Annotated in this window: 10 protein-coding genes and 1 pseudogene; 6 read left to right on the forward strand and 5 right to left on the reverse strand. The window is 61.9% G+C overall.

The window, feature by feature from the left end; all coding sequences use genetic code 11:
- The first annotated feature begins 18 nt into the window (after positions 1–18).
- From hutI to mdoH, 6 genes are all read left to right on the forward strand, one after another.
- On the forward strand, positions 19–1,224 hold the full coding sequence (gene hutI / locus AB9L16_RS01475; protein WP_375123004.1) for an imidazolonepropionase: 1,206 nt from the start codon (positions 19–21) through the stop codon (positions 1,222–1,224).
- A 10-nt stretch (positions 1,225–1,234) separates the two neighbouring features.
- Positions 1,235–2,038, forward strand: coding sequence for an N-formylglutamate deformylase (gene hutG, locus AB9L16_RS01480; RefSeq protein ID WP_375123005.1), 804 nt, complete (start codon positions 1,235–1,237; stop codon positions 2,036–2,038).
- 245 nt (positions 2,039–2,283) lie between these two features.
- A complete protein-coding gene (gene pip, locus AB9L16_RS01485; protein WP_056787286.1) occupies positions 2,284–3,255 on the forward strand; it encodes a prolyl aminopeptidase in 972 nt (323 codons plus the stop codon).
- Positions 3,252–3,689 carry a D-aminoacyl-tRNA deacylase gene (gene dtd / locus AB9L16_RS01490; protein WP_236168190.1) on the forward strand — a complete coding sequence of 146 codons (438 nt, stop codon included), beginning with the start codon at positions 3,252–3,254 and terminating at the stop codon, positions 3,687–3,689. The genes pip and dtd overlap by 4 nt, the downstream gene beginning before the upstream one ends.
- A gap of 305 nt (positions 3,690–3,994) precedes the next feature.
- Complete coding sequence (locus tag AB9L16_RS01495) at positions 3,995–5,776, forward strand: glucan biosynthesis protein G (protein WP_256808455.1); 1,782 nt, start codon at positions 3,995–3,997, stop codon at positions 5,774–5,776.
- Entirely contained in the window at positions 5,769–8,339 is a 2,571-nt protein-coding gene (gene mdoH / locus AB9L16_RS01500) for a glucans biosynthesis glucosyltransferase MdoH (protein WP_375123006.1), read from the forward strand. Before AB9L16_RS01495 ends, mdoH begins: the two co-directional genes overlap by 8 nt.
- A 253-nt stretch (positions 8,340–8,592) precedes the next feature.
- Here the strand turns inward: mdoH and AB9L16_RS01505 are convergent, their stop codons facing one another.
- The 5 genes and pseudogenes from AB9L16_RS01505 to tatB form a co-directional block, all read right to left on the reverse strand.
- Positions 8,593–9,465, reverse strand: a complete 873-nt coding sequence (locus tag AB9L16_RS01505) for a methyl-accepting chemotaxis protein (RefSeq protein WP_370695128.1) — start codon at positions 9,463–9,465, stop codon at positions 8,593–8,595.
- Positions 9,448–10,509 (reverse strand): annotated as a pseudogene (locus AB9L16_RS01510) (methyl-accepting chemotaxis protein); the annotation flags it as partial. The pseudogene AB9L16_RS01510 and the gene AB9L16_RS01505, both read right to left, overlap by 18 nt.
- Positions 10,510–10,715: 206 nt before the next feature.
- Positions 10,716–11,423: a 16S rRNA (uracil(1498)-N(3))-methyltransferase gene (locus AB9L16_RS01515; RefSeq protein WP_041477553.1), complete on the reverse strand. Its 708-nt coding sequence runs from the start codon at positions 11,421–11,423 to the stop codon at positions 10,716–10,718.
- Complete coding sequence (gene tatC, locus AB9L16_RS01520; RefSeq protein WP_016772075.1) at positions 11,420–12,211, reverse strand: twin-arginine translocase subunit TatC; 792 nt, start codon at positions 12,209–12,211, stop codon at positions 11,420–11,422. The genes AB9L16_RS01515 and tatC overlap by 4 nt, the downstream gene beginning before the upstream one ends.
- A complete protein-coding gene (tatB, locus tag AB9L16_RS01525) occupies positions 12,208–12,651 on the reverse strand; it encodes a Sec-independent protein translocase protein TatB (protein WP_258707481.1) in 444 nt (147 codons plus the stop codon). Before tatB ends, tatC begins: the two co-directional genes overlap by 4 nt.
- Positions 12,652–12,653: the final 2 nt, after the last annotated feature.

The raw sequence follows: 12,653 nt of genomic DNA on the forward strand, positions 1-12,653 counted from the left end.
CCCAAACGGAGGCCAACAGTGAAAACCCTCTGGCAACACTGCCACGTCGCAACCATGGCCAACGGCGCCTATTCGATCATCGAGGATGCCGCGATCGTGACGTCCGGCACGCTGATCGAGTGGATCGGCCCGCGCACTCAATTGCCGTCCGGCGAATACCCGGCGGTCAATGATTTGCAGGGTGCGTGGGTCACCCCCGGTCTGATCGACTGCCACACCCACACCGTGTTCGGCGGCAACCGCAGCGGTGAGTTCGAGCAGCGTCTGCAAGGCGTCAGCTACGCCGAGATCGCCGCGCAGGGCGGCGGCATCGCCAGCACCGTGCGCGCCACCCGCGAAGCGAGCGAAGACGAGTTGTTCGCCAGCGCCGCCAAACGCCTGAAAAGCCTGATGCGCGACGGCGTGACCACGGTGGAAATGAAATCCGGCTACGGTCTCGATCTGGCCAATGAGCGCAAGCTGCTGCGGGTCATCCGGCGCCTGGCCGAAGAGCTGCCGATCAGCGTCCGCAGCACTTGCCTGGCGGCGCACGCGTTGCCGCCGGAGTACAAGGATCGCGCCGACGAATACATCGATCTGGTCTGCGAGCAGATGCTTCCGGCCCTCGCCGCCGAAGGTTTGGTCGATGCCGTGGATGCGTTCTGCGAATACCTGGCGTTTTCGCCGGAGCAGGTCGAGCGGGTCTTCGTCGCCGCGCAACAACTCGGACTGCCGGTGAAGCTGCACGCCGAGCAATTGTCCTCGCTGCATGGTTCCAGCCTCGCCGCACGCTACAAAGCCTTGTCCGCCGATCACCTGGAGTTCATGGACGAGGACGACGCGATCGCCATGGCCGCTGCCGACACCGTCGCCGTGCTGCTACCGGGCGCGTTCTACTTTTTGCGCGAAACCCAGTTGCCGCCGATGGAAGCGCTGCGCAAGCACAAGGTGAAGATCGCCATCGCCAGCGACCTCAACCCCGGCACCTCGCCGGCGCTGTCGTTGCGTCTGATGCTGAACATGGCCTGCACCTGTTTCCGCATGACCCCGGAAGAAGCTCTGGCCGGGGCGACCATCCATGCCGCGCAGGCGATGGGCATGGCGCAGACCCATGGCTCGCTGGAGGTCGGCAAGGTCGCTGATTTCGTGGCGTGGGACATCGAGCGTCCAGCGGATCTGGCCTATTGGCTCGGTGGCGATCTGGACAAGCGCGTCGTGCGTCACGGCGTCGAATCGAATCTGTAGGAGGGCGGTTGTGGACAAGGTTCTGAGTTTCAAACAAGGCCGCGTGCCGCTGCTGATCAGCATGCCCCATGCGGGTGTGCGTCTGACCCCAACGGTCGAGGCCGGGCTGATCCCCGCTGCGAGAAGCCTGCCGGACACCGACTGGCATATTCCGCTGCTCTACGATTTTGCCGAGGAACTGGGCGCCAGCACCCTGGCTGCCGAGTATTCGCGTTTCGTCATCGACCTCAACCGGCCGTCCGACGACAAGCCGTTGTATGCCGGGGCGACCACCGGGTTGTATCCGGCGACGTTGTTCGACGGCATTCCGTTGTTTCAGGAAGGTCTGGAACCGTCGAAAGAGGAGCGCGCAACATACCTGGAGCAGATCTGGACGCCGTACCACCGCACCTTGCAGGAGGAACTGGCGCGACTGAAAGCCGAATTCGGTTACGCGCTGTTGTTCGATGCGCACTCGATCCGCTCGATCATCCCGCACCTGTTCGAGGGCAAACTGCCGGACTTCAACCTTGGCACGTTCAATGGCGCCAGTTGTGATCCGCAACTGGCTGCTGAACTGGAAGTGATCTGCGCGCGGCACGAGCAGTTTACTCATGTGCTCAACGGTCGCTTCAAAGGCGGGCACATCACCCGCCAGTACGGCGATCCGGCGGAGAACATCCACGCCGTGCAGCTGGAACTGTGCCAGTCCACCTACATGGAAGAGTTCGAACCGTTCCGCTACCGCGCCGATCTGGCCGAACCGACGCGGGTGGTGCTCAGGGAATTGCTGCAGGGCTATCTGGCCTGGGCAAAATCTCACTACAGCGCCTAACCCCTGTGGGAGCGAGCCTGCTCGCGAAGGCGTCCGTTTGATCGTTCCCACGCTCTGCGTGGGAATGCAGCCCGTGACGCTCCGCGTCACTGGACGCGGAGCGTCCCAAGAGGCGTTCCCACGCAGAGCGTGGGAACGATCAGGCCCCGGAGCATGCTCATTGACGCAAATCGGGTTTATGATGCCCAACGGCAGAATAATACGAGTCCCCCCAGGGATGACCTCGACCCCTTACGGAGCGCGCAATGCAGACTTTGTTTCCGCAGATCAAACCCCACGCCCGGCACGATCTGGCTGTCGATGACACCCATACGCTGTACGTCGATGAAAGCGGCTCGCCGGAAGGATTGCCGGTTGTATTCATCCACGGTGGCCCCGGCGCCGGCTGCGACGCCCAGAGCCGACGCTATTTCGATCCGAATCTGTATCGCATCGTCACCTTCGACCAGCGCGGCTGCGGTCGCTCCACCCCGCACGCCAGCCTGGAAAACAACACCACCTGGGATCTGGTCGAAGACCTTGAGCGCATCCGCAAACACCTGGGCATTGAAAAATGGGTGCTGTTCGGCGGCTCCTGGGGTTCGACCCTGGCGTTGGCCTACGCGCAAACCCACCCGGAGCGCGTGCACGGTCTGATTCTGCGCGGGATTTTCCTCTGCCGTCCGCAGGAAATCGAATGGTTCTATCAGGCCGGCGCCAGCCGTCTATTCCCGGATTACTGGCAGGACTACATCGCGCCGATCCCGCTGGACGAGCGCGACGACCTGCTCAGTGCTTTCCACAAACGCCTGACCGGCAACGATCAGATCGCCCAGATGCATGCAGCGAAGGCGTGGTCGACCTGGGAAGGGCGCACCGCGACCCTGCGCCCGAACCCGCTGGTGGTCGATCGTTTCTCCGAGCCGCAGCGCGCGCTGTCGATTGCGCGGATCGAATGCCACTACTTCACCAACAACGCCTTCCTTGAGCCGAACCAGCTGATCCGCGACATGGGCAAGATCGCTCATCTGCCCGGCGTGATCATTCACGGTCGCTACGACGTGATCTGCCCGCTCGACAATGCCTGGGAATTGCACCAGGCCTGGCCGAACAGCGAATTGCAGGTGATCCGCGACGCCGGCCACGCCGCGTCCGAGCCAGGCATCACCGATGCGCTGGTGCGCGCGGCGAGCAAAATGGCCCAGCGCCTGCTCGACTTGCCACTCGAAGAAGCATGAAGGCGCTGTTACAGCGCGTACGCGGCGCGCGGGTTGAAGTCACTGGGGAGATTGTCGGCGCAATCGATCAGGGTTTGCTCGTGCTGGTCGCGGTAGAACCCGACGATACGCGTACCAGCGCCGACAAACTTCTGCATAAGCTGCTTAACTATCGAGTATTCAGTGACGCCGAGGGCAAGATGAATCTGTCCCTGGCGGATGTGGGTGGCGGGTTGCTGCTGGTCTCTCAGTTCACACTTGCCGCCGACACCAAAAGCGGCCTGCGCCCGAGCTTTTCCACGGCCGCACCGCCGGCACTGGGTGAGGAATTGTTCGACTATTTATTGAGCCAGGCGAAACAGGTGCATGGCACTGTGGCATCAGGTAGATTCGGCGCCGATATGCAGGTGCACCTGGTCAACGATGGCCCGGTTACCTTTTTGTTACAGACCTGACAGTGCCTGAAACACCTTTTTCGGAAATTTCGACTGTTTTTAGGCTGTTTTCGCGATAAATACTTTGTTACCCCTGATGCGTTGTCATCCGGGCTACTAGATAATCGCGCGCTGCGGGGATCGACATTCGTTGATCCGTTTTGACTTAGGTAGAGACTTGTCTGGATCCGATTGGGGAATCATTTTGCCCCGGCGGAGTCGGAACAATGCTCGCCAACCTGGCATAAAGATAGCTGGCCGTTGGTTTATTGATCTGTTTTCGGCGAGGGTTGCTCGTGATTGTTAGTCCCTGTAATGCAGCAAAAATGTCTGCCAAACGCATGCGAAGTGCTCTGGTAGCGGGTTCGGCGCTCCTGTGCCTGCTCAGCGCCGGTCAGCTTTGGGCGTTCAATCTTGACGACGTATCGGCCAAGGCCAAAGAGCTGGCCGGGCAGAAGTTCGAAGCCCCGCGCAGCAACCTGCCGAACGAATTCCGCGAAATGAAGTTCGCGGATTACCAGAAGATCCGCTTCCTCACCGAAAAGGCTGAGTGGGCCGATCAGAAGACGCCGTTCAAGCTCTCCTTCTATCACCAGGGTATGCACTTCGATACACCGGTGAAAATCAACGAAATCACCACCAATACCGTCTCGGAGATCAAATACGATCCGAGCCGCTTCGATTTCGGCGATCTGAAATTCGATCCGAAAGCCACCGAGCAACTGGGTTATGCCGGTTTCCGTGTGCTGTACCCGATCAACAAGGCCGACAAGCAAGACGAGATCATGACCATGCTCGGCGCGAGTTACTTCCGCGTCGTTGGCAAAGGCCACACCTACGGTCTGTCGGCCCGTGGTCTGGCGATCGATACCGCGCTGCCGTCGGGTGAAGAGTTCCCGCGTTTCCGCGAGTTCTGGATTCAGCAGCCCAAGCCGGGCGACAAGCACCTGGTGATCTTTGCGCTGCTGGATTCGCCGCGTGCCACCGGTGCCTACCGTCTGATCCTGCGTCCGGGCAGCGACACCATCGTCGACGTCAAGGCGCAGATGTTCCTGCGTGACAAGGTCGGCAAACTGGGTATCGCGCCGCTGACCAGCATGTTCCTGTTCGGCGCCAACCAGCCGTCGAAAGTCCTCAACTACCGTCGTGAACTGCACGATTCCAGCGGACTGTCGATCCATGCCGGCAACGGCGAGTGGATCTGGCGTCCATTGAACAACCCGAAACACCTGGCCGTGAGCAACTTCAGCGTCGAGAACCCGCGTGGTTTCGGTCTGCTGCAGCGTGGCCGCGATTTCAGCCACTACGAAGACCTCGACGACCGCTACGACAAGCGCCCAAGCGCCTGGATCGAGCCGAAGGGCGAGTGGGGCAAAGGCACTGTCGATCTGGTAGAGATTCCGACCGCTGACGAAACCAACGACAACATCGTTGCGTTCTGGAGCCCGGAAAAAATGCCGGAGCCAGGCCAGCCGCTGGACTTCGCCTACCGCATGCACTGGACCATGGACGAAGCAGCGATCCACGCACCCGACAGCGCCTGGGTGGCGCAGACCCTGCGTTCGACCGGTGACGTCAAGCAATCGAACCTGATCCGTCAGCCCGATGGCAGCGTGGCTTATCTGGTCGACTTTGAAGGTCCATCGCTGGCGGCACTGACGCCGGATGCCGACGTGCGCAGTCAGGTCAGCGTCGGTGACAACGCCGAACTGGTCGAGAACAGCGTGCGCTACAACCCGGAAACCAAGGGCTGGCGCCTGACCCTGCGGATGAAGATCAAGGATCCGAGCAAAGCGACCGAGATGCGCGCTGCCCTGGTTCAGCCGGTGGTCACCGCAGATCTGGGCAAATCGGTGCCGGCGTCCAATTCGTCGGTCGCCAAGGCCGACAAGGTGGCCGCCAAGCAACAGGAAAAACTCGACAAGGAAGCCAAGGCCGCCGAAGCCAAACAGGCTGAAGCCAAGCCTGCAGCCGACGCCAAGGACAAGGCCAACAAAGACGCCAAGCAGCCAGTCGCTGCCGACGCGGCCCCAGCCACACCGGAATCGGCGCCGACTGAAGAAGTCCTGACCGAGACCTGGAGCTATCAGTTGCCTGCCGATGAGTAATTCACCAGTACAGCCAGAGACTCTGTCCGAGTATCTGGCGCATCTGCCGATGACCGACGAGCAACGCGCGGAACTCGCGGGTTGCCAGTCGTTCAGCGAGCTGCATGAACGCCTGTCGTCCTCGACATTCGACGCCCCTGCCGAAGCCGCCCAGGCTTCGGTGGGCAAGCGTCTGACCCTGAGCACTGCCGAAGAACTGGCTGAAGCGGAAATGCTGATGCTCGACGCCAGTGGTCGGGTCAGCCTCAAGGCGACCCCGCCGATCCGCCGCACCAAGGTCGTGCCGGAGCCATGGCGCACCAATATCCTGGTGCGTGGCTGGCGCCGTCTGACCGGGCGCACCAACCCGCCGCAGCCGCCGAAGGACGCCAATGTCCTGCCGGCCGCGCGCTGGCGCACCGTCGGTTCGATCCGCCGCTACATTCTGTTGCTGCTGATGCTCGGCCAGACCATCGTTGCCGGTTGGTACATGAAAGGCATCATGCCGTACCAGGGCTGGTCGTTCGTCGATCTGGAAGAAGTCCTGCATCAGCCGCTGCTGCAAACCGCCACGCAAGTGCTGCCGTATGCGCTGCAAACCAGCATCCTGATTCTGTTCGGGATTCTGTTCTGCTGGGTATCGGCGGGTTTCTGGACCGCGCTGATGGGCTTCCTCGAGTTGCTAACCGGCCACGATAAATACCGTATCTCCGGGAAAAGCGCCGGTAACGAGCCGATTCCCAAAGACGCGCGTACTGCGCTGGTAATGCCGATCTGCAACGAAGACGTGCCGCGTGTATTCGCCGGTCTGCGTGCGACGTTCGAATCAGTCGCGGCCACCGGTGATCTGGATCGCTTCGACTTTTTCGTCCTCAGCGACAGTAACGACACCGATATCTGCGTCGCCGAGCAACAGGCCTGGCTGGATGTCTGCCGCGAGGCCAAGGGCTTCGGCAAGATCTTCTATCGCCGTCGTCGCCGTCGTGTGAAACGCAAGAGCGGCAACCTCGACGACTTCTGCCGTCGTTGGGGCGGTGACTACAAGTACATGGTCGTGCTCGACGCCGACTCGGTGATGAGCGGCGAGTGCCTGACCAGTCTGGTGCGCCTGATGGAAGCCACGCCGGACGCCGGGATCATCCAGACCGCGCCACGTGCGTCGGGCATGGACACCCTGTATGCGCGGATGCAGCAGTTTGCGACCCGCGTGTACGGCCCGCTGTTTACTGCCGGCCTGCACTTCTGGCAGTTGGGTGAATCCCACTACTGGGGTCACAACGCGATCATCCGCATGAAGCCGTTTATCGACCACTGCGCTTTGGCGCCGTTGCCGGGCAAGGGCGCGTTCTCCGGTGCGATCCTGTCCCACGACTTCGTCGAAGCTGCGCTGATGCGCCGTGCCGGCTGGGGCGTGTGGATTGCCTACGACCTGCCGGGCAGTTACGAAGAGTTGCCGCCGAACCTGCTCGACGAGCTCAAGCGTGACCGGCGCTGGTGCCACGGCAACCTGATGAACTTCCGCCTGTTCCTGGTCAAGGGCATGCACCCGGTGCACCGCGCGGTGTTCCTCACCGGCGTGATGTCTTACCTGTCGGCGCCGTTGTGGTTCTTCTTCCTGGTGTTGTCGACCGCGCTGCTGGCGGTGAACACGCTGATGGAGCCGCAGTACTTCCTCGAACCGCGCCAGCTCTATCCGCTGTGGCCACAATGGCACCCGGACAAGGCCATCGCGCTGTTCTCGACGACCATCGTGCTGCTGTTCCTGCCGAAGCTGTTGAGCATCATCCTGATCTGGGCCAAGGGCGCGAAAGAGTTCGGCGGCAAGTTCAAGGTGACCCTGTCGATGCTGCTGGAGATGCTGTTCTCCATGCTGCTGGCGCCGGTGCGGATGATTTTCCACACCCGCTTCGTCCTCGCCGCGTTCCTCGGCTGGGCCGCGACCTGGAACTCGCCGCAGCGTGACGACGACTCGACGCCGTGGAGCGAAGCGGTCAAGCGCCACGGTCCGCAGACGTTGCTGGGCTTCTTGTGGGCGCTGCTGGTGATCTGGCTGAACCCGAGCTTCCTCTGGTGGCTGGTGCCGATCGTCGGTTCGCTGATGCTGTCGATCCCGGTATCGGTGATCTCCAGCCGTGTCGGCCTTGGTCTGAAGACCCGTGACGAGAGCCTGTTCCTCATCCCTGAGGAATACAATCCGCCACAGGCCTTGCTGGCAACCGATCAGTACACCCACGAGAACCGCTATCACGCCCTCAACGACGGCTTCGTCCGCGCCGTGGTCGATCCACAGCAGAACGCCTTGGCGTGCTCGCTGGCGACCTCGCGTCACGGCCAGGCCGAGCCGATCGAGTGGCTGCGTCAGGAACGTGTGCGCCACGCGATCAAGGTCGGCCCGGCCGGGCTGAACAACCATGATCGTCTGCAACTGCTCAGCGACCCTGTTGCACTGGCACGTTTGCACGAGCAGGTCTGGGCCGAAGGGCTTGCCGAGTGGCTCGATGCTTGGCGCGCTTCGGTGAAAGCCGATCCGCATGCGCCGTTGCTGCCGCTGCGACCGGTGAGCCTGCAGGCTCAGCCGGCCTGATAAGAGAACCCCGCTGATTCAGCGGGGTTTTTTATGTCCGCTGTTGAGCTGCGAACAAATCCCGATCAAACCTAAAAACCAGTGCATAGCATCCGTCGCCGAATTGGCGCGCCCGTTACCTACGACGCGCAGACCGCGCCGCTGCCTTCGCGAGCAGGCTCGCTCCCACCTTGGAATGCGTGTCCCTGTGGGAGCGAGCCTGCTCGCGAATGGCATCACCTCGGTTTCAGGCGAACCGAGGTTGTACATCAACTCAGACTTTAAAGCGGCCCACCAGCATCTGCAGATGCGTGCCCAACCGCGCCAGTTCAACGCTGGACGCAGCGGTCTCTTCACTCGCCGCCGAGGTCTGATCCGACACATCGCGCACGTTCAGCACGCTGCGGTTGATCTCTTCGGCCACGGCGCTCTGCTGCTCGGCAGCGGCGGCGATCTGCTGGTTCATCGCCTGAATCGCCGAGACGGTGCGAGTGATGCTCTCCAGTGAGCCGCCGGCGCGACGGGTCAGTTCGACGCTGCTGTCGGTGAGGCTGCGGCTGTTGTCCATGATCGTCGCCACTTGCTGAGTGCCGTTTTGCAGGCCGACGATCAGCTCTTCGATCTCTTCGGTGGACTTCTGGGTGCGCTGGGCGAGGCTGCGCACTTCGTCGGCAACCACGGCGAAACCACGTCCGGCTTCCCCGGCACGGGCCGCTTCGATGGCAGCGTTGAGGGCCAACAGGTTGGTTTGTTGGGCGACAGACTTGATCACGTCGAGGACGCTGCCGATCTTGTCGCTTTCACGCTTGAGCTCGCCCATGGCTTCAGTGGAGTGACCCACCTCGATTGCCAGACGCTCGATCTGGGCGATGGCTTCGCCGACGACCTTGTCACCTTCGCGGGCCTGTTGATCAGCGGCGACAGCGGCCTCGGAAGCTTCTTCAGCGTTGCGTGCGACTTCCTGCACGGTGGCGGCCATTTCGTTCATGGCGGTGGCGACCTGATCGGTCTCGACCTTCTGATTGTTGACCCCGGCGCTGGTCTGCTCGGTCACCGCCGAAAGTTCTTCAGCGGCGCTGGCGATCTGCGTGACGCCGTCGCTGATGCCACCGATCAACTCGCGCAGGCCCTGGGTCATGCTTTGCATCGAGCGCTGTAACTGGCCGAGTTCGTCGCGACGCAGGGAAACCAGGTTGTGGGTCAAGTCACCGGCGGCCACGCGCTCGGCGACTTTCAGGGTCTGGGTCAGCGGAATGATGATTTGTCGGGTGATCGCCCAAGCGGCAATCAGACCGAAGGCCAGCGCCAGCGCAGTGGCGATCAGCAGCATGTTCTTGGCGTGGGCGGCATCGGTGTCGCGCACCACGGTTTGCGATTCGGTGAGCTTTTTGCTCGCCGCGATCAGGATGTCGCCCTGAGCCGACATGTTGGCCAGTGCGGCGGCGTTCTTGACCTGTGAATCACGGAACTGAGCGACAGCGGCGCGGTAAGCCTTGAGCGAGTCGGTGGCTTGCTGCAGGTTGGCGATGTGCTGCTCTGGCACGCGGGTCGGCAGGCTTTCGAGGTTCTTCAAGGCGTTGTCGATGGCGGTCAGCGCCGGTTGCTCGGCATCGGCCTTGCCGCTGTAGGTGTAACCGCGCACCTGATAGCGCGCCTGCTGCAACAGTTTGCTCAGCTCGATGACAGCGTTGTACTGCGCAACGCTGTCGCCTTGCAGCAGCGCACTTTCGACTTCGCCGACCTTGGCCACAGCATTGTCAGCGTTGGCGCCAAGCTTGCTGCGCGCATCTTCACGGTGCACGGTGGCCTGGGTCATTTCGCCGAAAGCGCGTTTGTATTCGGCAACCGCAGCCAGTTGCTGGTCGACCATCGCCACATCGGACGGCTGCTCGATCATGCCGCGTGCCGACTGCAGACCGCTTTCGAGTTTGCTGAGCAATTCATTGACCGCGCCCGGACCCTGTTCACCACGACGCATGTCGTAGTCCATGCGCGCCAGGCGCAGGTCTTTGGTCAGCTCATTGAGGCTGGAAATGAAGCCGAGCTTGTCGCCACGGCTAATGATGCCGCTCATGCCGGTCCAGCCGGTGAACGTGATCAACAGCGTCAGCAACAGCACCAGGCCGAAACCGATGCCCAGCTTGCGTTTGACGCTGACGTTTCCAAGACTCTCGGCTAACCAACGGTACATGCGACCACTCCCTTCGGACCACTTAATTGGACTTATAGGGGTTGTATCGGCTGGGTGGTGGCAATCTGTAACGCCACTTGTCTGCGACTGTAGGGGCTTGTAGGAGCTGACGAGTGCAACGAGGCTGCGATCCTTTGATCTTGCTTTTAAAAACAAGATCAAAAGATCGCAGCCTTCGGCAGCTCCTACACAGGATCGGGGTCGCGTCAGAACAGGCGTGCGAGCAGGGCGGTGACGGCGGTTTCGACGCGCAGGATGCGCTCGCCCAATTGCACCGGTTGCAGGCCGGATTTTGCCAGCAGGTCGATTTCGTAGGGAATCCAGCCACCCTCGGGGCCAATGGCCAGGGTCACCGGTTCGTTCAGGGCGCGCGGGCAGGGCGGGAAGTGGCCGGGGTGGCCGACCAGGCCGAGGGTGCCCGCGCTGATCGCCGGCAGCCGATCCTCAACGAAAGGCTTGAAGCGCTTTTCGATGACGATCTCCGGCAATACCGTATCGCGAGCCTGTTCGAGCCCGAGGATCAACTGCTCACGAATCGCTTCCGGCTCCAGAAACGGAGTCTGCCAGAAGCTTTTCTCCACGCGATAACTGTTGACCAGAATCACCTTGGCCACACCCATGGTCGCGACGGTCTGGAACACGCGGCGCAGCATTTTCGGCCGGGGCAGGGCCAGCACCAGGGTCAGCGGCAGCTTGGCCGGCGGTGGCTGATCAAGGCTGACACGCAACTCTGCTTCGCCCGCTTCCAGACGCAGCAGCTCAGCCGAACCCATCAGTCCGTTGATGCGCCCGACGCGCAGGCTGTCACCGACTTCGGAGCGATGCACTTCCTGCATGTGGGTCAGGCGCCGGTCGCGCAGGATCACGCGGTCGGCCGCAATGAAGTCGGCCTCTTCGAGCAGCAGCAGGTTCATGCCTGAGTCGCTGGCGGCTGGTCGTTGTGGTCGTCGGCCGGGGTTTCGTCCGGGCGTTCGCGCTTGCTGACCAGCGCGCCGAAGAGGATGCCGATCTCGAACAGCATCCACATCGGCACAGCCAGCAGGGTCTGCGAGAAGATGTCCGGCGGGGTGAGGATCATGCCGACCACGAAGCAGCCGATGATCACGTACGGGCGGATCTTCTTCAGGTATTTGACGTCGACCACGCCGATCCACACCAGCAGGACCACGGCCACCGGGATTTCGAACGCCACGCCGAAGGCGAAGAACAGCGTCATGACGAAATCGAGGTAGCTGGCGATGTCGGTCATCATTTCCACGCCGGCCGGGGTGGCAGCGGCGAAGAATTTGAAGATCAATGGAAAGACGAAGTAATAGGCGAACGCCATGCCGATGTAGAACAGCAGGATGCTGGAGATCAACAGCGGTACCGCGACGCGTTTTTCATGCTTGTACAGGCCCGGCGCGATAAAGCCCCAGATCTGATGCAGGATCACCGGAATCGCGAGGAATAGCGAAACCATCATGGTCAGTTTCAGCGGCGTCAGGAACGGCGACGACACGTCGGTGGCGATCATCGTCGCGCCGACCGGCAGGTACTGGCGCAACGGCGTCGAGACGAAGGTGTAGATCTGCTGGGTGAACGCGAACAGCCCGGCAAAGATAATGAAGATCGCCGCCACGCAACGCAGCAGGCGGGTGCGCAACTCGGTGAGGTGCGATACCAGCGGCATGTGCTGGTCGTTTTCCGGAAGATCGCTCATGGGGCTCGCGGCGGCAGTGTAGGGTCTTGAGGCGCTGGTGTAGTCGGCGCGGCGGAGGGCGCTACGTGTTCAACCGATGTGTCTGTGGTAACCGGCGCCGGTCCTGGCGGTGTTACAACAGGTGAAGGAGTCGGAGCGGCAGCGCTGTGAATCGTCTGCTCGCCCACAGGCTCGACCGGCGTCGGCTCCTGCTGGTTCGGATTGAAGATCTTCCGCGCCTCTTGCTCCAGCGACAGAATATGTTCGTTGTGCAGTTGCCGACGGATCTCGTCGGCACCTATTTCACGTTCAACTTCCTGTTTGATCGCGTTGAAGCTGCGCTTCAGGCGGCCGACCCACAGACCGGCGGTGCGCGCCGCGCCCGGCAGACGCTCGGGGCCGAGCACCAGCAGGGCGACGAGGCCGACGAGCAGCAGTTCAGAGAAGCTGATACCAAACATTA

The organism is Pseudomonas sp. LW8, from assembly GCF_041956865.1.
Classification (GTDB): Bacteria; Pseudomonadota; Gammaproteobacteria; order Pseudomonadales; family Pseudomonadaceae; genus Aquipseudomonas; species Aquipseudomonas siliginis.

Coding starts and splice junctions, on each gene's coding strand:
- pip (WP_056787286.1), top strand. CDS start 2,284: ATGCAGACTTTGTTTCCGCAGATCAAACCCCACGCCCGGCACGATCTG.
- dtd (WP_236168190.1), top strand. CDS start 3,252: ATGAAGGCGCTGTTACAGCGCGTACGCGGCGCGCGGGTTGAAGTCACT.
- AB9L16_RS01495 (WP_256808455.1), top strand. CDS start 3,995: ATGTCTGCCAAACGCATGCGAAGTGCTCTGGTAGCGGGTTCGGCGCTC.
- mdoH (WP_375123006.1), top strand. CDS start 5,769: ATGAGTAATTCACCAGTACAGCCAGAGACTCTGTCCGAGTATCTGGCG.
- AB9L16_RS01505 (WP_370695128.1), bottom strand. CDS start 9,465: ATGCAAAGCATGACCCAGGGCCTGCGCGAGTTGATCGGTGGCATCAGC.
- AB9L16_RS01515 (WP_041477553.1), bottom strand. CDS start 11,423: ATGAACCTGCTGCTGCTCGAAGAGGCCGACTTCATTGCGGCCGACCGC.
- tatC (WP_016772075.1), bottom strand. CDS start 12,211: ATGAGCGATCTTCCGGAAAACGACCAGCACATGCCGCTGGTATCGCAC.
- tatB (WP_258707481.1), bottom strand. CDS start 12,651: ATGTTTGGTATCAGCTTCTCTGAACTGCTGCTCGTCGGCCTCGTCGCC.